17 protein-coding genes and 5 pseudogenes are annotated in these 22,911 nt (G+C 35.0%); 15 read left to right on the top strand and 7 right to left on the bottom strand.

Annotation, left to right across the window (positions count from 1 at the left end; translation table 11 throughout):
• Positions 1-65 precede the first annotated feature (65 nt).
• Positions 66-1,628, top strand: coding sequence for a glutamine-hydrolyzing GMP synthase (guaA, locus tag J4T77_RS00945; RefSeq protein ID WP_233641060.1), 1,563 nt, complete (start codon positions 66-68; stop codon positions 1,626-1,628).
• Positions 1,629-1,660: 32 nt separating this feature from the next.
• Here the strand turns inward: guaA and J4T77_RS00940 are convergent.
• A pseudogene (locus J4T77_RS00940) lies at positions 1,661-2,367 on the bottom strand (TerC family protein).
• A 397-nt stretch (positions 2,368-2,764) separates the two neighbouring features.
• Between J4T77_RS00940 and J4T77_RS00935 the strand changes: the two are divergent.
• From J4T77_RS00935 to J4T77_RS00905, 7 genes and pseudogenes are all read left to right on the top strand, one after another.
• The gene (locus J4T77_RS00935) at positions 2,765-2,947 is read left to right on the top strand and encodes a hypothetical protein (RefSeq protein ID WP_006279522.1); all 183 of its coding nucleotides are present in this window, start codon (positions 2,765-2,767) and stop codon (positions 2,945-2,947) included.
• 185 nt (positions 2,948-3,132) lie between these two features.
• Positions 3,133-3,939, top strand: coding sequence for an ankyrin repeat domain-containing protein (locus J4T77_RS00930; protein ID WP_010962425.1), 807 nt, complete (start codon positions 3,133-3,135; stop codon positions 3,937-3,939).
• 274 nt (positions 3,940-4,213) lie between these two features.
• A pseudogene (gene mutS, locus J4T77_RS00925) lies at positions 4,214-6,707 on the top strand (DNA mismatch repair protein MutS).
• Between the two features lie 710 nt (positions 6,708-7,417).
• A complete protein-coding gene (locus J4T77_RS06985) occupies positions 7,418-7,552 on the top strand; it encodes a hypothetical protein (RefSeq protein ID WP_010962423.1) in 135 nt (44 codons plus the stop codon).
• A gap of 37 nt (positions 7,553-7,589) precedes the next feature.
• Positions 7,590-8,767: pseudogene (locus J4T77_RS00920) on the top strand (ribonuclease D).
• 295 nt (positions 8,768-9,062) lie between these two features.
• A complete protein-coding gene (coaE, locus tag J4T77_RS00910) occupies positions 9,063-9,650 on the top strand; it encodes a dephospho-CoA kinase (RefSeq protein WP_006280338.1) in 588 nt (195 codons plus the stop codon).
• 347 nt (positions 9,651-9,997) lie between these two features.
• Positions 9,998-11,401, top strand: a complete 1,404-nt coding sequence (locus tag J4T77_RS00905; protein WP_138265073.1) for an NAD(P)H-dependent flavin oxidoreductase — start codon at positions 9,998-10,000, stop codon at positions 11,399-11,401.
• A gap of 48 nt (positions 11,402-11,449) precedes the next feature.
• On the opposite strand, the pseudogene J4T77_RS07465 reads toward J4T77_RS00905, so the two are convergent.
• Positions 11,450-12,537 (bottom strand): annotated as a pseudogene (locus tag J4T77_RS07465) (IS3 family transposase).
• 373 nt (positions 12,538-12,910) lie between these two features.
• Between J4T77_RS07465 and J4T77_RS07155 the strand changes: the two are divergent.
• From J4T77_RS07155 to J4T77_RS00875, 3 genes and pseudogenes are all read left to right on the top strand, one after another.
• Positions 12,911-13,015, top strand: a complete 105-nt coding sequence (locus J4T77_RS07155) for an HNH endonuclease (protein WP_190321188.1) — start codon at positions 12,911-12,913, stop codon at positions 13,013-13,015.
• A gap of 95 nt (positions 13,016-13,110) precedes the next feature.
• A pseudogene (locus J4T77_RS00880) lies at positions 13,111-13,422 on the top strand (nuclease/transposase family protein); the annotation flags it as partial.
• Positions 13,423-13,429: 7 nt separating this feature from the next.
• Positions 13,430-14,452, top strand: a complete 1,023-nt coding sequence (locus J4T77_RS00875; RefSeq protein ID WP_190321152.1) for an Mrp/NBP35 family ATP-binding protein — start codon at positions 13,430-13,432, stop codon at positions 14,450-14,452.
• Between the two features lie 74 nt (positions 14,453-14,526).
• Here J4T77_RS00875 and J4T77_RS00870 read toward each other — a convergent pair whose 3' ends face one another.
• Positions 14,527-15,156 carry a hypothetical protein gene (locus tag J4T77_RS00870; RefSeq protein WP_010082230.1) on the bottom strand — a complete coding sequence of 210 codons (630 nt, stop codon included), beginning with the start codon at positions 15,154-15,156 and terminating at the stop codon, positions 14,527-14,529.
• 568 nt (positions 15,157-15,724) lie between these two features.
• On the opposite strand from J4T77_RS00870, the gene ubiH reads away from it, so the two are divergent.
• Entirely contained in the window at positions 15,725-16,873 is a 1,149-nt protein-coding gene (ubiH, locus tag J4T77_RS00865) for a 2-octaprenyl-6-methoxyphenyl hydroxylase (RefSeq protein ID WP_010082229.1), read from the top strand.
• A gap of 441 nt (positions 16,874-17,314) precedes the next feature.
• On the top strand, positions 17,315-18,277 hold the full coding sequence (locus J4T77_RS00860) for an IS481-like element ISWpi4 family transposase (RefSeq protein WP_006279689.1): 963 nt from the start codon (positions 17,315-17,317) through the stop codon (positions 18,275-18,277).
• A 2-nt stretch (positions 18,278-18,279) separates the two neighbouring features.
• Here J4T77_RS00860 and pth read toward each other — a convergent pair whose 3' ends face one another.
• Positions 18,280-18,828, bottom strand: a complete 549-nt coding sequence (pth, locus tag J4T77_RS00855) for an aminoacyl-tRNA hydrolase (protein WP_070356754.1) — start codon at positions 18,826-18,828, stop codon at positions 18,280-18,282.
• Positions 18,828-19,439, bottom strand: coding sequence for a 50S ribosomal protein L25/general stress protein Ctc (locus J4T77_RS00850; protein ID WP_010962412.1), 612 nt, complete (start codon positions 19,437-19,439; stop codon positions 18,828-18,830). The genes pth and J4T77_RS00850 overlap by 1 nt, the downstream gene beginning before the upstream one ends.
• 145 nt (positions 19,440-19,584) lie before the next feature.
• On the opposite strand from J4T77_RS00850, the gene J4T77_RS00845 reads away from it, so the two are divergent.
• Positions 19,585-19,884 (top strand): NADH dehydrogenase ubiquinone Fe-S protein 4, encoded by a 300-nt coding sequence (locus J4T77_RS00845; RefSeq protein ID WP_010962411.1) that lies wholly within the window; start codon positions 19,585-19,587, stop codon positions 19,882-19,884.
• Between the two features lie 301 nt (positions 19,885-20,185).
• Here the strand turns inward: J4T77_RS00845 and ftsL are convergent, their stop codons facing one another.
• Together ftsL and rsmH are read right to left on the bottom strand one after the other, a co-directional pair.
• A complete protein-coding gene (ftsL, locus tag J4T77_RS00840; protein ID WP_010962410.1) occupies positions 20,186-20,497 on the bottom strand; it encodes a cell division protein FtsL in 312 nt (103 codons plus the stop codon).
• The gene (gene rsmH, locus J4T77_RS00835) at positions 20,494-21,438 is read right to left on the bottom strand and encodes a 16S rRNA (cytosine(1402)-N(4))-methyltransferase RsmH (protein WP_010962409.1); all 945 of its coding nucleotides are present in this window, start codon (positions 21,436-21,438) and stop codon (positions 20,494-20,496) included. The genes ftsL and rsmH overlap by 4 nt, the downstream gene beginning before the upstream one ends.
• A 218-nt stretch (positions 21,439-21,656) precedes the next feature.
• Here rsmH and J4T77_RS00830 point away from each other — a divergent pair, with 218 nt between their 5' ends.
• Positions 21,657-22,904: an MFS transporter gene (locus J4T77_RS00830; protein WP_010962408.1), complete on the top strand. Its 1,248-nt coding sequence runs from the start codon at positions 21,657-21,659 to the stop codon at positions 22,902-22,904.
• Positions 22,905-22,911 lie beyond the last annotated feature (7 nt).

Here is a 22,911-nt window from a genome sequence, read left to right as displayed (position 1 = left end):
TGGTTTACTTACTCCATTATTTTCTTTATTATCAGATATCATTTTAAATAATATGGAGGAGCAAATTGTCAGCAATTGCCATTATTGATTTTGGTTCACAGTTTACACAGCTTATCGCAAGACAAGTAAGAGGAATGGGTGTTTATTGTGAGATATTTCCAAGCAACATCAGTTTTGAAACAATATCAAAATTCAATGGGTTTATTCTCTCTGGAGGACCACAATCTGTAAATGATGATTGTTCTGAAATAAGTAGAGTAGTACATGAAATTATAAAACTTAATGAGGCAACAAGCGTTCCTATACTTGGAATATGCTATGGACAGCAACTCATTTGTCATTATTTTGGAGCAAAAGTAAAAGAGAGTTTCAAACAGGAGTTTGGTAGAACTAAAATCAAGATACTAAAAGAATCCCCCATTGTAAAGGATACCTGGGATGTTAATTCTGAAGTGGATGTATTAATGAACCATGCGGACAGTGTTGATACTATACCACAGGGGTTTACTGTTATCGCATCAGGTGTGATAAATCAAACAATTGCAATGATTGTCAACGAACAGCGGAAGATTTACTGTACTCAGTTCCATCCTGAGGTTAAGCCCACAACAAATGGCAGTAAATTGCTCTCTAACTTCTTGGATATTGCAAATTGCAAAAGAGACTGGACAATGAAGTCGTTTATTGAGGAGCAAAAGGAAAAAATCAAAAATGTAGTAGGAGAGAAAAAAGTAATCGCTGCAGTAAGTGGTGGGGTTGATTCAAGCGTTGCAGCGGCTCTCACACATAAAGCTATAGGAAAACAATTGAACTGTATTTTTATCGATACTGGGTTGTTACGCAAGAACCAAACCATCGCTATGTTGAAAGAGATTCCGATAAATTACGTTGATAAATCAAATTTATTTTTGAGTAGGTTGAAGGGAATAACTGATCCAGAAGAAAAGCGAAAAATTATCGGTAACACTTTTATTGAAGTGTTTGAAGAAGAAGCAAAAAAAATAGGTGATGTGGATTTTTTGATGCAAGGTACCATCTACTCTGATGTAGTTGAGTCAGGGCATGCCTCAGACAACACTAGTACAATTAAGTCTCACCATAATGTTGGTGGGTTGCCAGAAAAGATGAATCTGAAGTTAGTGGAGCCTTTACGTTACCTCTTTAAAGATGAGGTAAGGCTACTTGGAAAAGAAATTGGGCTTTCAGACGAGATAATATTTCAACATCCATTTCCTGGACCCGGACTTGCAGTGAGGATTATAAGTGAAGTCGATAAAGAAAAGGTGCAAATATTGCAAGAAGTAGATGAAATATATATTAATACGATGAAAAATTACGATCTATATGATAAGATATGGCAAGCTTTTGCTGTATTATTACCAATAAAAACTGTAGGCGTTATGGGAGATGGTCGTACGTATGGATATGTTTGTGCTTTAAGGGCTGTAACATCATCTGATGGTATGACAGCCGATGCATTTCCATTTGAAGATAAGGATCAACACTTGCTAGTATTTTGGGATTTTTTACGCAATGTCGGCAGTATAATTGTTAATAATGTTCCCGGAGTAAATAGAGTTGTTTATGATATCACTTCTAAACCACCCGCAACTATTGAGTGGGAGTAAATCAAAAAGATCCCGCTGCTTGTTAGCTGGATCTAGAGATACCGCGAATGAATCGCGGTATGACGGTTAATTTTCTTTATTTTGCTTATAATTTCCACAAGCAGTGCAAACATAAATGAAGAATACAAATATCCTTTTGGTAATTCTATATGAAATCCATGAAGTATGAGGTACACACCGACAAGTAAAACAAATAAAATGGCGATTATTTTTAACCCTGGGTTAGATTTGATTAACTGGGCGGTATAACTTGATAAAAACAGCATTGCTAGCATGGAAAATGTAAATTCTGTAGCAATTATTACCATGTTATAAGTTAGCGCTATAGCAGTTAATATCGAATCAACCGAAAAAACTAAATCTATTAATATAATTTGTAGCACAACTAAAAAAAATTTTGATTTAACGTTTGCTTTCTTTTTATTTTTCTTACATACAAAGATGTCATCCCGTAACTCCATAGAGCTCTTAACAATAAGGAATAATCCCCCTGCGATCATAAGTAAATCCCTTGCTGATGCAGTGTGAAATATAGGTTTTTGCATTGATAATATAGATGATGTAAAAATAGTATTACAAAACGCATTAATAGTGCTAATCCAAGGCCCATAAGGCGCACTCTTTCTCTCAGCGCATTTGGTACCTTATCTATTGCTAGAGAAATAAAGATTAAATTGTCTACACTAAGTATAGTTTCAAGTAGTGTAAGTGTCAGTAAAGTCCAAGCATCAGTTAGCATTTTTGTTTCAAATTCGGTTCTTCTTACTCTACAATAGATGTGTAAAAATTAAGTGACTTCACTCAGAAGTTTTATAGCAGTTCTCCAGAAAAACAGGATATATAAAGTTCAGCAGCTTCTTCTATTTTCGTTTTTGAGCAAAATCAATAATAAGAGAGTTTCTTATTTTCATGCACGCAAATAAGATAAAGCCTTATTTTCATTTTTGACTTTATTTGAAAATAATATATACTATAAAAATAGTGTGCTAGGCTGAATGAATGTATATTAAAGGATCACCATCAGGCAAAGTATTCGCTGGTTATCAGGCATTTATACCAAGCCCCTTGCCACCAAAATTTGAATGGGACAATGATTTAGTGAATAGTCTTTAAACCCTTACTTTACTATAAGGAAAGTGGTTGAAAACTTAGGTGTCGTATTTACAACAGCCCAAAGAGCAATCGTAAAGCTTGAAGATTTAGGCATCGTTTCACAAACTTCTCAAGGAAAGAGAGATCGGGTTTATTGTGCAACTGATATTTTGAATATTCTAGAAGAACCAACTAAGATTACAGAGAACTTCGATAGCACATTGTAGCTATTGTGATGAATAAATTCAGCAAACAGCAAGCTTAAAGAGTCTGATCCAATGGACATGCTGAACAAAAAGTAAGGAGCTCCTTTTGGAGGATTATATTAACTTATTAATTAATTGCTTGACTTTTAGCAGGATTTATTATATTATTTATTAATGAGTAATGCAATCAAATCAAGGAGGATAGCATGATAAATAATTTGGATTCAATAATTCTTGGAATAAAAGATGGTGAAAAGGCGATTGAAGATTTAAGGGTTGTTCTTAAAAAAAGAAAAGAAGAAGTTATTACTACACAGACATTTAATTACGCTTTACAATGCCCACAAACTACAAAGGAAGCGATAGTACACGAAATTCTGCTTCATTTTATACAAAATCCTGGCGAGCAATCACTAGAACAAGTAATACAATACTTAGATGGAGCAATACAATCTAGGATATATGCAAAAAACAACCCAATAAGAAATCTAGATGAAGAATTTCGTACTCATATAAACTTTAAAGATGAAGAGGGAAATACATTACTACATCATGCAGTTATAGGTAATAAAACTGAAGAAATAACCACCCTGCTTGTTACATATAGTGCAAATCCTTTGATACAAAACGCGGATAATAAAGTTCCTTCAGATTTAGCTCAAGGAAAAACAAAAGAAGTGCTTATTAAAAGTATGAAAAAACAAGCTAATACGAAAAAAGAAAGCGCTATGGTAGGCAGTTTGGTGCCTGGCGTAATAATTGGTGGTTTTCTTGGTGTTGTACTTGGAGCTGGTGTGTGTGTTGCAGTAAGTCTTTCTGGTGGTATGATACTAGGTGTAATGATAGCATCTTCTCTTGTTGCTAGTATAGCTATTGGACTGGCCATGTATTTTTTGAGTCAAGACTATGAACAGGCTAAAGCGATAGAAAAAACTATTAGCACTGTTAGCTCTGAAATATCTGTTGATGATACAACTGTCGCAAATGGTAAAAAGGGGCCACAACTTACATAGAAAAAGCTATAGTATTTTTCAAACTAAATAATAAACCTTGTAATTAGGATATTCTGGATTCCAGCGTCACGCGCTGGAATGACAACTGTGTTTTTGTTTTTTTGTCATCAAATACTCCTACTCTTTATGTCATCCAAGTGTCCTGACTACTTGGATCCAAGAAATTTAATTGTTTTAAATTTTCCCCTCTATACACCTATTTAAAATTTATGTTATTCACATGTGCAATATAATCTATAATAACGTTTATCAATACAATATATTAAAAAATATTATGAGCTTCGTAAAAGAAAAAACACCCCTGTGATGGAGCAGTATTTGAACCTGAAAGCTCAATACAAAGATCATCTGCTATTTTATAGGCTAGGAGATTTTTATGAATTGTTTTTCGATGATGCTATTAAAGCTGCGAAATTGCTGAATATAGTGCTCACTAAGAGAGGTAATTCGTGTGGGCAAGAAATACCAATGTGTGAAGTGCCAGCACACAGTAGTGAATCTTACCTGCACAAGCTAATAGATTTAGGATTCAAAGTAGCAATCTGTGATCAATTAGAAACTGCTGATGAAGCAAAAAAGAGGGGCTATAAATCCATAGTAAAACGTGATGTAGTGCGAGTTGTAACTCCAGGTACAATTATAGAAGATTCACTACTGGAGGATAAAAGCAATAATTATCTCGCATCCATAGTTGAACAAAATGACGAATATGCTATTAGTTGGCTTGAATTATCGACGGGAAAATTTTTTCACACTTTAACGAGTTTGAAAGCTCTAGATAGTGATTTATTGCGTATATCACCAAGAGAATTATTAATTTCTGAAAAATTCACTGAGGATGAAAAAATTAGATCGATTTTAAAAAATTATAAAATATCAATTACGCAACACGCACAGAGCTTTTTTGAGTATAGTAAATCTCACAGAACATTATGCGAGTTTTATAAAATCAGGGAACTTGGGAGTATAGGAAATTTCAGCAAAGTAGAAATCATGGCGTGTGGTGCACTGCTTGAATATGTCAGAGTAACACAAAGGGGCTCTATTCCAAGGCTTGAATTCCCAAAAACCTATAAGCAACAAAATTTCATGCTTATTGATGCTTCAGCAAGGAGAAATCTTGAGTTGTTTTCAACTCAATTTGGTGAAAAGAAAGGTTCACTAATTTCAGTTATTGATCATACAGTTACAGCTTCTGGTGGACGCCTGCTCAAACAAATGCTCGCTTCACCCCTTGCTTGCTCCAAGGCAATCAATTTGAGGCTCAGCACCGCTCAATTTTTTGTAAATAATCATGATTCACGCAGAAAAATACGAGAGATATTATCTAACATTCCGGATATTGAAAGGTCTTTATCGCGCTTAATACTAGGGCGTAGTTCACCAAAGGATATGAACCTATTGAAAATAGGCCTAGGAAAGACTTTAGAATTGTCTGAGTTCTTATGTAAAATTGAATCAGGTGAAAATGGATCTCTCCCACAACAATATGTCATCCAAACTGAGATCCAGCTAGCGTCACGCGCTGGAATAACAGTAAAATCAGACGAGAGTGAACTAAGCACAATACATAAAAGCCTTGGCAATCATAAAGACCTATTTGAACTGTTAAATAGTGCTATACTCGATAATAACCTCAGTTCCGTGAAAGAAGGAGGATTTATTCACTCAAAATACAACTCAGAATTATCTGAGTTATCTTATATATTGAACAACAGTAACAAGTTGGTAACTAAGCTCCGTGAATCTTATCGCGATCTTACTGGCATTGCCGCACTCAAAATATTACACAACAACATACTTGGTTATTACGTTGAAGTGTCGGCAAATCACAAAATAACTTCGGATATATTTATTCATAGGCAAAGCTTAGCAAATAGCATGCGCTACACTACTAATGAATTGAAAGAACTAGAAAATAAAATTCTTACGGCACGTGATGCTGCAATCGGCTTAGAAATGAAAATTTTTAGTGAACTGTGTAGTGAAGTCGCTAAAGAATCTGAAAAATTGCTCTTGCTGCAAATGCTTTGGCAAAACTTGATGTTAGAACCGCATTTGCAGAGCTTGCAGTGCAAAATAATTACGTAAAACCCATTATTGATGACAGCAAAGAGTTCAATATCTGTAGCGGAAGACATCCAGTGGTTGAAGTTAACGATAAATTCATTGCAAATAGCATCAATTTAGCTGGTATACATCTAATTACTGGTCCTAATATGGCTGGAAAAAGCACTTTCTTGAGGCAAAACGCTCTCATTGCAATTTTAGCTCACATGGGGTCATTTGTGCCAGCAGAGAGTGCACATATTGGAGTGATTGACAAGATATTCAGCAGGGTTGGCGCAACGGATAATATAACAGCTGGTTATTCTACCTTCATGGTAGAGATGATCGAAACAGCAACGATAGTAAATCAGGCAACGGACCGTTCCTTGGTGATACTTGATGAAATTGGTAGGGGCACAGGGGTGTATGATGGATTATCTATTGCACAGGCGGTGATTGAACATATTCACAATGTAAATAAGTGCCGCGCCATTTTTGCAACTCATTATCATGAATTAACTAAAGTAAGCAAATACTTGAAGAACGTGAAATGTTTTTGTGTAAAAATAAGAGAGTGGAACGGAGAGGTTATTTTTCTACATGAAGTAATTGAAGGCATTGCAGATGAGTCATATGGAATACATGTAGCAAAACTTGCTGGTTTTCCTGATTCTGTTTTAAATAGAGCAAATGAAGTGTTTGAGGAGCTGAAGGCTTGAATCATTATTATAAGTGAAGAATTACCTATACAATCGTGGTAGTAGCTATAGAAACGAAAAACTTACTTGACACCCTTCGCCAGCTCCCTTATCATGATAGTGAAGCTATTGTATTTGCTTTCGCCAATCTGCAGATTAAAAGGTAAGGATTACTTAATGTATCGGCGTCTTATGTTCAATTTTTTGCAGTATATAGATACTATATGTCTTTACAAAACTTCATCTACATCTAGATTTTTATCTAAATAAGCTGAACGCGCTTATAAAGCGTTACAAGACATCAAAAAATGCCAATACTCGACAGAGATAGTAAAAGACTAGCTAACTCGGGGATTCTTTGTCTTTTTTTCTGCTTAGTAAATTTCTTAAACATTTGCAGCGTAAGTTAGTTGCAATTAAAAGCAGCTTAATCTTGCTTGTCAAGCGTTTAAAACATAAAAAACGCCAATATTTTAAAGCGGATAATAACCCCAGGGCTTCTTTTGCCTTTTTTTTGTTTGGTAAATTTCTTAATATTTATAGCTAAACGACAATCGTCATCCCGCTACTTGTTAGCGGGATCTAGAGATACCGCGGCGGTATGACGCAGGACTGCTGTCATCCCAGTGCTCCTTTTTTTGTCATCCCAGTCTGGGATCTATTTTGCATGTAACTCCAATTGTGTTTTGGCATAAAACGCGACGCGTATTAGACTTATTTGCAAGCAAAGCTTGCTAGATCCAAGTAGTCAGGGCACTGGGATGACAGGAGAAGGAAGCACTGGGATTGGGATGGAAAAGGCTATTTGTGTGATGCCAATGAGTGATAGAAAGTTCTGCAAGAAGTCATTAATTGCAAAAATTTAATATAAATTATAAAATAAATCCACTGAATAAAAAATATATGCTAATTAGTACAACATCAGAACTGGAGAATACATGTGAAGAGTTAATAGCAAAAAAGCCGAAATTTATAGCAGTTGACACGGAGTTCATTAGAAATAATTTAATCTACTACCCAAAATTATCGTTAATTCAAATTTCTTACGGAGAGAAGAGTTTTATTGTAGACGCATTAGTGCCAGAAATTGATTTATCATTCATTAAGAAAATAATGCTAAATCAGGGGATAACCAAAGTGTTTCATAGCTGCCGGCAGGATATAGAATCCTTACTCACTGTGTTTAAATGTATTCCCACTCCCATTTTTGATACCCAAGTTGCTGCTATGTTTTGTCATTATTATCATGACTTTATTGGTTACTCAAAAGTAGTGGAGCAATATCAAAGAATAGCACTGGATAAAATTAAAGCTAAAAATTCAGATTGGTTAAGGCGTCCGTTGTCCGAAGATCAGTTAGATTATGCAGTAAACGACGTGGTACACCTATATGACCTATACCAAATATTGTGCAATAAACTTGAAGAAAATAATAGGATGGGTTGGTTTCAAGAAGAGATGGAATCAATAGTTGATATAAATAAGTATTTACATAGCCCAAAAGATGCATGGAAGAGGATTAAATTTAATTATGAAGTAAATCCAAGATTGATACTAACTGTTAAAGCAGTTAGTGAGTGGCAAGAAACCTTAGCACAGCGCTATAATATGAACCGTAATAAAATAATCAATAATGCTGTAATAGCTGATTTTATTGAAAAAAATGTAGAGCATGTTGATGAGATTTTAGATGATCTCAAGAGGAATACAAAAATATAAAAGATGCGGATTTACTAGAGTTTGTGAATATTTTTAATGAAAATGAGAGAAATTGGATGCAGCAAAACAACACCTTATCGAGTAATTATGACAAATCTGTACTTGATATACTCTCAATTATTTTAGATAGTAAATGTAAAGAAAGTAACATATCAAGGAAATTAGTTTCTTCAAAAGATGAGTTAACCGGGTCAATATCTGGACAGACAGATAAATTATTCAAGGGATGGAGATATGATTTTTTTGGCAGGTCAGTTGAATCATTTTTGAACACAAGCTCAAAATTTGAGATTTCAGCAGTGAAATCCGCAAATAATATAACCAAAATTCAGAGTAATTTAGTGGAGAATAACTGTTGCTAAAGTAACTTAGATTTATCGACAATCGTCATCCCGCTACGTGTTAGTGGCTAAGAGATACCGCGGCGGTATGACGGTTAAGTAGGGTGTTATCCAAGTAGCCCTGACTACTTGGATCCAGGAAAATTGATTGTGCACTATGCAACATAAAAGCTAGATTCCAGACTGGAATAACACCACCTACAAATTGCAATGTTCGTATAGTTATGTGCTTGACACTGAGATCTAGAAAATCTAGTTAATATATATAGAGAAACCTTAGCTATAGTTTCAAAAGAAGTCGAATGTATTTTGTTATATGATTATAAGTCTAACAGGCGGAATTGGGGTAGGAAAGAGCTTTGTAGCTAATTGCTTTCAAGAGTTTGGTGCTGTTGTATTTGATGCTGATTCTGTTGTACACCAACTTTATAAAGTGGATAAAAGCATAATAAGTTATGCAGAGAAAAATTTTCCTGGAGTGGTAGTAAATGGTGAAATAGATAGAACAGTACTGTCTAAATATTTCTTAGCCTACGATGAAAATTGGAAACAATTTCAATCTTTGGTTCACTCTGCTGTGCTGCGTGAATTAGAATTTTTTATTGCCAAGGAAAAAAAGATCGATAGAAAACTTTTAGTTTTAGATGTGCCACTTCTATTAGAAACAAAATTTTATTTATATTGCGACCTTATTGTTTTTGTTCATGCAGATAGCGTTGTGCAAGCTCAAAGACTTAACGAACGCAACATAGATAAAGAAAAGCTTAATCTAATCTCCGATGTTCAGTTATCTATTGAGGAGAAAAGGAAGATGAGTGACTTTATTATCGATACCAGTGTAAGCAAAGAGTATGTTTTTTCTCAAGTAAAAGATATAGTGGATTCATTAAACCTAAACACGTAGCTCTACGTCATACCGCCGCGGTATCTCTAGATCCCGCTAACAAGCAGCGGGATGACGGTTGTCAGGATCCCAGCAGCCTCCCCTGTCATCCAAGTAGCCCCCTATGGTGTCATCCAAGTAGCCCAGACTACTTGGATCCAGGAAAATTGATTGTGCACTATAGCAACATTTTTGATCAAAAACTGGATTCCAGTGTCAAGCACTGGAATGACACCCTTCCGATGGGAACTGCTCTCAAACTACAACAGCATGAGTAGCTACAGAAGCTTTAATGATACAAGAAAAAATAAACAGCTATCATTTTTTTAGTAATTAAGTAAAATAGAGTGAAAGATTGCGAGGAAGTTTTGAAAAATAAGATAAAAAAGATAGTAATTTCAGGAAAGGAAGTGTGGCCAATCATCGAAGGTGGTAAAGGCATTGCAGTTAGTGATGGGAGATCAAGCGGAGCATTTGCTGCAGCAGATGCTGTGGGTACATTTTCTGGTGCAAATGCTAAGCTTATTGATGATAATGGCGAGTTAGTGCCACTAATTTATAAAGGCAAAACAAGAAATGAAAAGCATAGTGAATTGATTGAGTATAGTATTGAAGCTGGAATTAGTCAGGCAAGAATAGCAAATGAAATATCAAAAGGTCATGGAAGAATACACATGAATGTACTTTGGGAGATGGGAGCAGCAGAACGCGTACTTCATGGCATATTAGAAGGAGCGAAAGGTTTGATTCATGGTATTACCTGCGGTGCTGGTATGCCTTATAGGCTTGGAGAAATTGCAGCTAAATATCAGGTTTATTATTACCCTATTATCTCATCGGTGCGTGCTTTTAAAGCATTATGGAAGCGTGCTTACCAAAGAATATCTTCCTATTTGCTTGGTGGAGTAGTGTATGAAGATCCATGGCTTGCTGGAGGGCACAATGGACTGAGTAACAGTGAAGACCCAGAGCTACCACAGGCTCCATTTGAAAGAGTTGCAGAGCTTAGATCTTTCATGAACGAGATCGGTCTTTCAGAAACACCAATTGTTATGGCAGGAGGAGTGTGGCATTTGAAAGATTGGGAACATTGGTTTGACAATCTGCAAATTGGACCAATAGCTTTTCAGTTTGGCACTCGTCCACTTTTGACGAAAGAAAGCCCAATTTCTGCAGAGTGGAAAAAGAAGCTACTCACTTTAGAAGAAGGTGATGTATTTTTAAATAAATTCAGTCCAACAGGGTTTTACTCATCTGCGGTGAGGAATAATTTTATACGTGAGTTACAGGAACGAAAATTACATCAAGTAAATTTTTCAGAAAATGCCAGCGAAGAATCCAATAGTGAATTTGCAATGGGTAGCAGAGGTAGGAAGATCTACCTTACTGCAAAAGACAAAGAACTGGCAAATACATGGACTAAAGCAGGGTACACAGAAGCAATGAAAACCCCAGATTCAACTGTTATTTTTGTGACGCCAGATAAATTTAAACAAATAAGAGAAGATCAAATCAATTGTATGGGATGTTTGAGCCATTGTTTGTTTAGCAATTGGAAAGATCATGGTGACCATTCAACAGGACGAAAGCCAGATCCGCGTAGTTTTTGCATACAAAAAACACTGCAAAACGTTATACACGACGGTGATATTGAGAACGAACTCATGTTTTCCGGGCACAATGTGTACAAATTTAAGCAAGATCCATTTTATGAGAATGGCTACGTACCGGCAGTAAAAGAACTGGTGGAAAGGATATTGACTGGGTATTGAGTCAGTGACCTTACCCAGAAAAAGTGGAGAGAAAGTGTGGAATGTTTTTTACAAAAAGAATGATGCATCAAATTGTTCTGGAATGCAATAGTTAATAGTGACGTTGTTTGTTATAAAAAATTTCTATGTATTCAAATATTGCAGTTCTAGTTTGTTGAGCAGAGTGTTGTGAAGTATCAATAAGTATTTCTCTTTTCAATGAGCTAAAGAAGCTTTCTGCAACAGAATTGTCGTAACAACAGCCTTTATTACTCATCTATATTCTTTACAGCTAAGAGATATTGATAACCTTGCAAAGTATATTGTGAACCTTGATCACTATGTAATAGTAGATTTTTGGCAGGTTTACGCTTGTTAACGGCCATTAATAAAGAGTCCATAACCAATTGTTTATTTATTGAACTGCTCATTAACTACCATGCGTGAATATAGATCGATTATTGTTGCCAAATATAGCCATCCTTCTTTGGTTTTTATATAAGTAATCCCATACTTTATTTGGTTGATCAACAATAAAGTTTTGATCTAGTATATTGGGAGCTACAGCTCTATTATCTGTTTGTTGTTTTTTAATTTTAAACTTTCTTTTCAGTATAGCCCTGATGTCATTTTTCTGCATAATACTTTGCACCGTTTTCAAATTGCAACTTTTACCCAAAGCCTTCAATTCAGCATGAATTTTAGGAGCTCCATATCTACATTTAGAAGCTTGATATATTTTTTGAATATCTGCTAATAACTCTTTATTTGCTGATTCTCTACTGCTTATTTTTCTTGTGGTCCACTTATAGTAGCCACTAGCAGAAAATCCTACATAATTCCTGTACTTTATAGCAGTTACTATATAAAAAAATATTTTACTCTTTTTGACTGGCCAGGGCTTTTTTTTTAATGTCTCTTTCCCTTGTTACTCTTGCTTTGTAAATCAAACCTCTCTTTGTCATAAGGTGCTACATCTGGAAATGCATTTGCCGCCGACTTTTTTTTTCGTTGTGTTTCTTTATCCATTTTCCTAATACACTATCCCTTATTCCTAGATCTCTTGCTACTTTTGCAACTGGTTGACCTACCTTTCTTTGTTCATTTGCCAGTTTAACAGCTTCCAATTTGAATTCTGCTGTATATTCTCTTACCATTTCTAATCCTCCAAAATTTTATTTTACCCAAAAAAACTCCTTTCTTTCTCTCCACTTTTTCTGGGTAAGGTCAGTCTTTAGGCACCCAAACAAAGGGAAATGCTGGATAAAAAGAAAATACTTTAAAAAGTATAATAACGATAACTGGCGTTTTATGACAAGTAACAAGATACATTTTATTATACACAGCGATCATGTTATTAAACGACATATCAAAGTGCAAAAAACCAGATCTCCATATGATGGTGATTGGGTTTATTGGGGTAAACGTCTGAGAAAAATACCAGATAAGCCATTAAGAGTAATAAAACTATTGAAGTTACAATAAAGTAAATGTGATAATTGTAGACTATGGTTTAAAAGTGATGATACAATAGAAATACATCACAAAGACCGGAATAGACGAAACAACATGATCAAAAACTTATCTTTGTTACATGGACATTGTCACGATGAATTACACAGGAGGTGTGCATGAAAAGCTCCAAATTGGAGAGAAGCCGTATGAGGCGCAAAGTCTCACGTACGGTTTTGAAGTCGAGTGAGGAGGGGCGACCTTCTTCACTTAGACAACAATATGCAGATGAAACTGCGGAAGAAGACTTAAGGAAAATAGCAGAAAAAGCACCAATAATAAAGTTAGCCTACGATGAATTAGACAGGTTTAGCTGGAATGAAAAAGATTTAGTAGCATATGAAGAAAGAATAATGGATCTGCGGAAAGAAGAAGCCATTCTTGAATACAAACTTGAGGAAGGTATAGAGAAAGGAAAAATCGAAGTTGCAAAAAATTTACTTAAAGCTGACATCTCTATTGATATTATCTCTCAGACAACCGGCCTTCCTCAAGCTGAGATTAAACGACTTCAGGAAGAAATCACCTAAAAGGCTAATGATCAACGAAAAAATTGTAAGAGAGAACTTAAAAAAAGTCATAGAGCAAAAAAGCGGTAAAGATGTGATCGCTCTTGGCATAATATCCTCAATTATTATTAAAGGTCAAGATGTTGGTTTTGTGCTTGAAGTTGCCGGTAACACGCAAGCAAATGAAGAATTAAGAAGAAATTGTGAGCAAGCTGTTAAAGCTATACCGGGGGTGACAAAAGTGACCGTGGTTGCTACTTGTCAAAAACAAACTGGGCAACAAAAAGCTAAATTACATATCGAAGGAGTGAAAAATATAATCGTTGTGGCCTCTGGTAAAGGCGGTGTGGGCAAGTCCACAGTTGCGCTAAATCTTGCTCTCTCATTAGCAAAGTTAAAACACAAAATTGCGCTGGTTGATGCAGATATATATGGTCCTTCAATTCCTAAAATGCTTGGCGCTGAAAAATTAAAGCCAGAAATACAGGATAGTAAAGCAATGCCTATAGAAAAGTATGGACTGCATACTATTTCAATTGGCTATTTTATCGATAAAGATCGTGCAGCAATATGGCGCGGACCTATGATTACAAAAGCACTTTATAATCTGCTAATGGGAACAAAATGGTCCGATATAGAGTATTTGATAGTTGATACACCACCTGGAACTGGCGATGTGCATTTAAGTCTTATGGAAAATTTTAACTTAACTGGGGCGATAATAGTTTCAACTCCACAGAAGCTCTCTTTAATCGATGCTCGCAAAATTTATGATATGTTTACAAAGCTCAGCGTACCGGTTATTGGCATTGTAGAAAATATGAGTTATTTCATTCAAAGCGGCTCAAAAATATACATATTTGGAAAAGACGGTGCAAAAAAAATGTCTGAGGAGCTGGGCATCAAACTTCTAGGCAGAGTTCCTCTAGATCCACAAATATGCCATGCTTCTGATTGCGGAAATCCTTTAATGTTAAGTGAGGATTTGGCAAAAATTTATAAAGATATTGCTTTGGAAACAGTAAAACATTGCATAGCTGTAAAATTCTAAAAAAAACACAGCTTTACGCAAAGAGACTTTAAGAATTCGTCTGTCCTCTTTACTATAAAATAGATATTCGTCTATCAAATATTATCTTCAACTTGAATATATTTAAAGATGTTTTGTGTATCATCTAAAAAGTTATTCTTTATATTAGTTAATTCCGATTGTTTTTGGGATAGATTATCCTTTATTGTTCTATCAAAACAATCAAGATCTCTGCACTTTAATTGAGAATCCATGTCTCCATTTTCATACAAACCTCGTATAATGTCATAATATGCTCGAGTTTCATCAGTTTCTGGTTGTTGCTTTTCTCTGAATATTGCCTTTAATTTCGAATCTATGTCTAATTCTCTTTTTATAGCTTCAACAGCATTTTCATGATACTTTTCATAATCTTCAAAACTCTTTAATATTTTGTCTTTTGCTTTATCTTGTAGCATTTTTAGCAAATCTTTAGCATGAGATTTTTCAATTTTTTGCTTCCAGTCATCATACGTATATTCTGAGTTACCATGTTTTGTATCTTGACACTCGCCTCCTACATTAAATATTTCTTCGTTGCAGATTTTATCACCCTGGTAAAAGTGATCGCTTATATTGATTTTATCATTAGTTAAAGTTTGTTTGATTGCTGCTTTGTTTTCTCCAAGTTCTTCTCTGTACTTACTAATGCAATTTAACATTTTTGCTTTGCAATCTGTAGTCATAAACTAATACCTTTAATAAAATAAGATCTATCTTAGCATGAAGTAATTAACATTTTATTACAGAAGTTTACTTTTAGGTGTTCTCAAGATGATATAGCTAAAGTGGCTTAGGTTTACCGACAATTTGAAAAACCGTCATTCCGCTACTAGTTAGCGGAATCTATACCGCGCACAACTGTACGAACGTTGTAGTTTGGGCCACCAGTGGGCAGTGCCCAGACACTGGGATCCAGGAATTTTATTAAGTTGGTAAGCATAAAAGTAGCTGTTTTATGTTAAAATACAATATTTTGATGATTATGAAAAAGCTGGATCCCAGTGTCAAGCACTGGGATGACATCATAGAGGCACTGGAATAACATCATCCTTTTTTCTGAATTCCAGTGTCAGCTACTTTCATGACATCGTTTACTATGTGCCACATTGCAATGTTCGTACAGCTATGGAATGAATCGCGGTATGACGTAGGGAAACCTTTCTTGGGTTAGCTATAGGTCTTTGTCTATAAAGTTTGTTTAAACTATTTTCAAAACAGATAAAATATAATTTTACAATTAGCGTAAATAAAATGAATTATGATGTAATCATTTCAGGTGGTGGGTTACTTGGTCTTATTACTGCCATTGGCCTCAGTTGTGACTCTGTGTCTGTAGCTGTGATTGAAAAAAATAGTCTACCACGTGTAGTAGATGATAATCGAGCATTTGCTATTTCTCAAGGCTCGAAAAAAATATTGGAAAAGTTAGGGATTTGGCAGTTTGTGGAAAGTGAAGCTGAGCCAATACTTGATATATGCATATTAGATGCGGTTACTGTGCATTACAATCATAAAATGGTTAGCGAAGAGCCAATGGGTTATGTTATCAACAATGCTACTATATGGAATGCAATCAACAATAATTTTCTAAATAAACTGAATATATACTCTCCACATTCCTATAAAACAATTGCTTGTGATTCAGGATATGTGGAAGTGATTCTTGATAATAACCAGGAATTAATATCATCGCTACTTATCTGTGCTGAAGGCAAAAACTCTAAATTACCAGAGTTATTTTCTATACCGACAGTGAAATTTGACTATAAACAAAGTAGCATAGTATTTAATGTAAAGCATGAACTGCATCACCAAAACTTAGCTGTGGAGCGTTTTTTCCCTGGCGGTCCATTTGCAATTCTACCGATGAAGGGTGGCTATACTTCTTCGATAGTTTGGACAGAAAAATCTGAAATTTCAAAAATGCTAATGGATCTGTCTGAAGAAGAATTTATTATAGAGCTTAAAAAAAGATTTGGTTCTTATTTAGGAGAGATAAAATTAGAGGGTGAAAGAAAACTTTATCCTTTAAGTTTTGTTTTCGCAAAAAAGTTATATAAGGGTAGAGTTTTGCTTATCGGCGATGCAGCACATTCAATTCATCCAGTTGCAGGTCAAGGGCTTAATCTTGGAATTAGAGATGTAGAAAGTATTATAAAGCACGTAGTTGCCGCAAAAGCATCTGGTATTGATGTTGGCAGTAGTTATTTATTAAAGAAAATTTCACGTAACAGATACTTTGATAATTTTACAATGGCGCTTGCAACTGATGGATTAAATAGGATGTTTTCCAACAGAATATTCTGCGCTAAAGCACTAAGAAATCTTGGCTTGATTGCAGTTGAAAATTCAAATTTCCTCAAAAAACGCTTCATTCGGCATGCTATGGGATTTATATAAATCACTATTTTATAGCTAATGCAAGTCAGGTTTCCCACGGCATACCGCCGCGGTATCTTGGCCGCTAACACGTAGCGGGATGACGAATGTATCTGTTCAGCAGTTGTGTTAAAAGTCAATAGAAAAATTGATGTAGCTGTGGATAAGTACTTTTATCTGTATAAACGTGCTTATCCACAGCTATACTGGCTCTTAGATAGAAACAGACAGAGAGTTATATTCCTCAGTAAAAACCCTGTCATCTCTGACTAAAGAGTTAGCAAGAATAAGCAATTTCCTCATGGCAGCAGTGGAAGCAATTTTATATGGCTTTTTATATTGACTATATAATCTAGTAAAGAAAGGTTTGATATAGGAATTAGGGGGGAGGGGGGGATGTATGGTCCCAGAGTGTGATGGTATGATAAAATATGAGAAAACAATACCATCAAAGGAGGAATTATGGGACAAATATTACATGGGTGCGCCAAAACAACAGAGACAATTCGTAGAGCAATACAAAATAGTAAAGAGAGCATAGCAAAACTCTCCAGGTACTATAACCTTAATCCAAAAACTATCATTAAATGGAGAAAACGGTCTTTTGCCAAAGACGCTGATATGGGTCCGAAGCATGCAAGATCAACTGTTTTAACTTTAGAAGAGGAGGCTGTAATTGTTGCATTTCGTAAGCATACTCTATTGCCATTAGATGATTGTCTCTACGCTTTGCAAACCTCAATCCCACACTTGACTCGCTCTAGTCTACATCGTTGCTTACAGAGGCACAGCATTAGCAGACTACCAGATGTTGATGGCGAAGTTAAACCAAAAAAGAAATTCAAACAATATCCTATAGGCTATTTCCATATTGATATTGCAGAAGTCAGAACAGAAGAAGGAAAGTTATATTTGTTTGTTGCAATAGATAGAACATCCAAATTTACGTATGTTGAGTTGCATAAAAGTGCTACAAAACCTATAGCTGCTGAGTTTCTACGTAATTTGATTAAAATTTTACCATATAAAATCCACACTATTTTGACAGATAACAGTGTACAATTTACCAACCAAAAACGCCATAAATACGCTTTTCAACATATATTTGATAGAGCTTGTGAAGAAAATGACATTGAACATCGTCTAACAAAAGTTAGCCATCCTTGGACAAATGGGCAAGTTGAGCGTATGAACAAAACTTTAAAGAATGCCACTGTTAAGAAGTATTACTATCAGTCTCACCAGCAACTCAAAGAGCATCTTTATGACTTTGTTATGGCCTACAATTATGCTAAAAGACTCAAAACTCTTAAGGGTCTTACACCTTTTGAGTTTATATCTTTACAGTGGACAAAATCTCCTGAATTGTTCATACTAAATCCACACCATCACACTCTGGGACCATACACTTCCTGTGTTTCGTAATATTATACAATCAAATTGATAAAAGCTGTATTATCTCCTTGCAGCATTAAGTGTATATTTTTTGCTATTTTTTCCACTAAGGGAGTAACATTATCAAAATTTGAAAATTTTGATAACACATAATCTGCTAAGCTTCTTTGATCTTCAGGTCTACCCACTCCAAATCTCAAGCGCCAATAATCGTTGCCAATAAAACTATCTATGGATTTAAGTCCATTATGTCCAGCAGAACTACCACCTTTCTTTACTTTTATTCTTCCAAGTTCCAAATCAGCGTCATCGTGTATGACAACGATATTATCTAGCGATAATTTGTAAAAGTTTCGTATTTTTGCAACAGGGATGCCTGAATTATTCATAAATGAATAAGGCTTTATTAACATAATTTTATTATCATTAATTATGCCAGAGGTTATCAGATAATCGGCTTTTTTAGAGAACGAATGGAAATTCCAATATTTGCAAATTGTATCAACTACGATGAAGCCGATATTATGATGAGTTAACTCATATTGACTACCAGGGTTACCAAGCCCAACTATCAGGTGCACTATTCCTCTGTTTCTGCTTGAGGTTCTTCAACGTCACTATCGGCAGCAGAAATTGTAACAATGGTAAAATTTTCTTCTTCATGAGCTACAAACTTAACACCTTCTGGTAATTTTACATCATTGATATGTATAGATTGGCCAATCATTTTACCGGATAAATCAACTTCAATAACCTGAGGTATTTTATCAGGAGAGCATTTAACAGCAATAGAACGACACAAAACATTAAGCACTCCACCTAATTTGATTCCTGGAGCTTTACTTTCATTCACAAATGATAGAGGTATGTCTATTTTAATTTCACTGCCTTTATCAACAAACTGAAAATCAACATGTTGCACAGTATCCTTTACTACATGCAATTGGATATCGCGAACAAGAGCATATTCCTTTTTGCCCGAAATATTCAGCTCTATCAAATGTGCAGAAAGAGAGCCTGACTTATATTGCTTTGTGAATTCCTTTGCAGACAATGTCAAATTTACATTATCATGGCCCTTTCCATATATGATTCCAGGGATGTTTCCTTTCTTCCTTAGAGAATGCATCGCTTTTGTTTTTGTTATATCACGTAACTCTGCATTAATTGTTACTATTTCCTGTTGCGTCATCGGTTACTCCTATTCAGCTAATCCTTTTAATATAATTTAACAATAATATAACATAAAAATATTTATTTCAAACTTCATTCTTTCATACTAATTGTTTGTGAAAGGATTTATTTAGATATATATTTAAGCTTATTTAACAAGAACTATGGGCATTGACGATAAAGTAGTTTTTAGGATTTATAAACCAACAAGAACTGCAACACAATCTGGTTTAGGTAATACAAATTTCTGGCACCTAAAAATTGAATCTGGCTCTTACTACATTGAACCTTTGATGGGGTGGGTTGGCTCAAAAGATCCAAAAAAACAGATTGTATTAAAGTTTGATTCTCTTGAAAAAGCAGTATTCTACGCAAAAAAACGCAACGTTAAATACATAATTGAAATGCCAAAAAATGTTAAGAGGCTGCCAAAATCTTACGCAAGCAATTTCATACTAAAGTAAGTTGCACAACAAATGGTGTTATGCAAGTAGCTGACACTGCTCTCCTTTGTCATCCCAGTGCCCAGACACTGGGATCCAGGAATTTTATTAAGTTGGTAAGCATAAAAATAGCTGTTTTACGTTAAAATACAATGTTTTTGATGATTATGGAAAGGCTGGATCCCAGTGTCAAGCACTGGGATGACACCATTTGTTGTAAACTCACTTTTACTCTATGGTTATACTACCTTGCCGCTATCCTGAACGGATACAAAGTAAGTTTTATTGTGATGTGCTCATCTGTAAAAAATAAGACTTAATCTCACTGTTGATCATGGATTTTAAGTTGTGCTAGCACACTGCGGCCATTTAGAGAGTCAAGATTTTTAACCTGGCTAGCCAGTATTAAAGAGTTATTTTTCAGGTATTTCTTTACAAGGCTTGCAAGTCTTTTTGGATTATTCAAATAGCTCCATTCTGCTTGTAAAACTTTCATATCACTTTGTACTAAATTAATTTCACTTTTTATTTTTATTAGCTCTCTATTTAACGACTGAACATGTAATTTTACCTTAAATAGTCCTACAATGCTAAGAAAAAACATAACTATTGAGATGATGCAGAAAGTTCTCACGACAACCTCTGTATAGCTCTTAGTTTTGCTGAGCGTGAACGCGGATTTGCACTTACTTCTTCTATACTTGCTTCGATCACTTTTTTATTTAGCAGAGAGAATGTCTTGCAATCAGTAGCACATAAATCTTTAAAAAAAGTTTTGACTATACGATCTTCTAAGGAATGAAAGGTGACGACAATTAATTTGCCATTCTCACTTAAAATCTCAGATGCAGCTTTAATACCCTTTTCAAGTTCTTCTAGCTCATCGTTTACCCATATTCTGATTGCCTGAAATGTTCTGGTTGCAGGATCAATTTTGCTTTTTCCACGAAATACCACGGAACGTACAATATCCGCAAGCTCAAATGTAGTTTTGATAGTTTTCTTCTTCCGTGCATTTATTATTGCTCTTGCAATTTTGCGAGAATGACGTTCGCCTCCGTAGTTATATATAGTATTTGCGATTTCTTCTTCGCGTAAAGCGTTAACAAACGTTGAAGCGTTTATATAAGAAGAGTTATCCATGCTCATATCGAGTGGACCATCATGTAAAAATGAGAACCCTCTATCTCCGTTATCAAGCTGCATAGATGAAACTCCGATGTCAAAGACCACTCCATCCACTCCGTTTGATGTCATTCCAGCGCGTGACCAGTTATTTTTTCCAGTATCAAGTACTGGGATGACAGGAGATGGCTCAACGCTGCTTAGTATACTTTTAATATTACTAAACTTCTCAATGAATAGTTTTATTCTATCGGGATATCTAACGCTTAAATCATCATAAAACTTAGTTACCGTTTCATCTCTATCAATTGCATATACCTTGCAATCAGCTGACTCCAATATTGCTTTGCTATACCCTCCAGCTCCAAATGTGGCGTCCACGTATATGCCACCATCCTGCGGTGATAGTAGTGATAGCATCTCTTTTAACAAAACTGGAGTGTGTGTCATATCAAAAAATTTAAGTACAGTTGGTGTAGATATCCTACTCTACTCTACTCTTCACATCAATTTTATTTATGTACATAGATTTTCTTGCCAAAATATGGTATCTTATCGGAATATATGAGCAATAATATTAAAATCAAGGTTTAATATTGTTAATATAATATTCACATAACGTTCACATTTTTTTTTATATATAAGATCAAACAGGCTATAGGGAAATTATGCAGCAAATAACAAAAGTAATATTTTCAAGTTTGATTTGTAACACTTTATTGTGGTATGACCACATGCTTTTTGGCCACTTAATAAACATAATAGGTGGTGTGTTTTTTCCATCGGATGATCAACTAACCAGCGTATTGAAGGCTTTTGGAGTGTTTGCAGTGGGTTTCTTAATGAGACCAGTCGGTGCTGCTATATTTGGTCACATTGGTGATAAACATGGCAGAAGAGTTGCCTTATTGCTCTCGATTATATTAATGACTTTATCAACCGTATTAATTGCTTTTGTTCCAGGTTATCAAAGCATTGGAATACTAGCATCAATTCTGGTAGTTTGTTTAAGGCTATTGCAGGGTATATCCCTTGGAGGAGAAGCAGGAAATGCACCATTTTTAATAGAACATGCTCCTAAAAACAAAAAAGGATTTTTTGGCAGCATTGAAGTATTAAGCGCAATTTTTGGTTCAGTATTAAGCCTGATAGCGGTACTCATATGCAAAAAAGTATCTGATTTTGAATCTTGGGGGTGGAGATTACCTTTCATTTTCAGTTTAGCAATGGGATTAATTAGCATATATGTGAGATATATACTTGATGAAAGCCCAGAGTATAAAAGACAAAAAAATCCGTCTAAATTGCCACTAAAAGAGTTATTAAACAATTACAAAAAGCCTGTTCTAATATCAATAGGTATTGACTTGGTTGAAAATGCGTCTCTCTATATATATTTGGTATTTTTCAATGTGCTTACGAATAAAATATTAACAGTAAATACTCATTTTAATCATATAGTGGAAATACTGAGTCAAATTGCGCTCGGAGGATTGACAATATTGTTTGCAATACTTTCTGATAAGGTAGGAAGAGAAAAAGTTATGAAATTTGCATTCATAGCTTTTGTAATAGTGAGTTATCCAGTTTTTTCAATGTTATGTAGTGGCAATTACTTGCTGGCACACATTCTTTTTATAATTCCAATAGCTGCATCGCTTGGTCCTGTCAGTGCACTTATGTGCGAATTATTTCCAACAAAGGTTCGGTACAGTGGATTTGGTTTATCAAGAAATATAGCTGCTGGATTTTTTGGCGGCCTTGCACCATTTATATGCACAACAATTATCAAGGTTACAGGACAAGAGACTTCAGCTAGTTTTTACATGATTTTCTGTGCATTAATTGGGCTAGTTGCTATATCGCAAATTAAGGGTGAGCTTTCTTCAAAATTACCCAAAGTAAACCAAGTATAGTTGCAGT

Source organism: Wolbachia endosymbiont of Drosophila innubila (assembly GCF_021378375.1).
Lineage (GTDB): Bacteria > Pseudomonadota > Alphaproteobacteria > Rickettsiales > Anaplasmataceae > Wolbachia > Wolbachia pipientis.
The sequence above is the reverse complement of the archived record's forward strand: the minus strand, read 5'-3'. Positions and strand labels throughout refer to the sequence as shown.

Coding starts and splice junctions, on each gene's coding strand:
- J4T77_RS00930 (WP_010962425.1), top strand. CDS start 3,133: ATGATAAATAATTTGGATTCAATAATTCTTGGAATAAAAGATGGTGAA.
- coaE (WP_006280338.1), top strand. CDS start 9,063: ATGATTATAAGTCTAACAGGCGGAATTGGGGTAGGAAAGAGCTTTGTA.
- J4T77_RS00875 (WP_190321152.1), top strand. CDS start 13,430: ATGATCAACGAAAAAATTGTAAGAGAGAACTTAAAAAAAGTCATAGAG.
- J4T77_RS00870 (WP_010082230.1), bottom strand. CDS start 15,156: ATGACTACAGATTGCAAAGCAAAAATGTTAAATTGCATTAGTAAGTAC.
- ubiH (WP_010082229.1), top strand. CDS start 15,725: ATGAATTATGATGTAATCATTTCAGGTGGTGGGTTACTTGGTCTTATT.
- J4T77_RS00860 (WP_006279689.1), top strand. CDS start 17,315: ATGGGACAAATATTACATGGGTGCGCCAAAACAACAGAGACAATTCGT.
- J4T77_RS00850 (WP_010962412.1), bottom strand. CDS start 19,439: ATGACGCAACAGGAAATAGTAACAATTAATGCAGAGTTACGTGATATA.
- J4T77_RS00845 (WP_010962411.1), top strand. CDS start 19,585: ATGGGCATTGACGATAAAGTAGTTTTTAGGATTTATAAACCAACAAGA.
- rsmH (WP_010962409.1), bottom strand. CDS start 21,438: ATGACACACACTCCAGTTTTGTTAAAAGAGATGCTATCACTACTATCA.
- J4T77_RS00830 (WP_010962408.1), top strand. CDS start 21,657: ATGCAGCAAATAACAAAAGTAATATTTTCAAGTTTGATTTGTAACACT.